Origin of the sequence: Pseudomonas kielensis, assembly GCF_014236655.1 — a bacterium.
GTDB classification, from domain to species: Bacteria; Pseudomonadota; Gammaproteobacteria; order Pseudomonadales; family Pseudomonadaceae; genus Aquipseudomonas; species Aquipseudomonas kielensis.
Genome location: NZ_JACMYG010000101.1, coordinates 1 through 491, shown reverse-complemented (window position 1 = coordinate 491; position 491 = coordinate 1). Strand labels below are relative to the sequence as shown.

Genomic DNA, 491 nt, shown 5'->3' with positions numbered 1-491 from the left:
AACGGCAAAGGTCGAACTCTTGACCTCGATTTCCCGCGCCATGGTTTCTATGGTGGTGTGAAGCACACGCTTGATGTTGGCCTTGCGCTCGGCAATTTCGCTGGCGAGTTGAGCCAGTTCGGCAGCCGTCCTGGTGTTTTCGATCGCTTGATTGGCACGATAGGCGCGATAGGCGGCGTCGATGATTCGAGCTATAGCAGGCAGCGGCATCGGTTTAACTCTGGAGTGTGATGGACGGCGGCGTTTTTTGTGGCTGTGTTTGAAGGCTCCTCTTCTGCAATCAGGCTGGGTGAAATCCGGTCCACAGCCAGACGACTTTTTCACCGTCAATCCGTGGCATCGCAGTGGCGTAGTCGAGGACGCGCTGGCTGTCGGGTTTGTACTCGCAGACCCAGCCTCCAGGATAAGGACAGGGCTCATCACTTCTGGCCCGCATGCCGGGAAGCGTCCAGTGCCAACCGACGCTTTGTCCTTGATGGGCGGGAAGGGGT

1 pseudogene is annotated in these 491 nt (G+C 57.8%); it reads right to left on the bottom strand.

The features are described 5' to 3' along the window. Positions 1–324: pseudogene (locus H7995_RS28610) on the bottom strand (hypothetical protein); the annotation flags it as partial. Between the last annotated feature and the right edge of the window lie 167 nt (positions 325–491).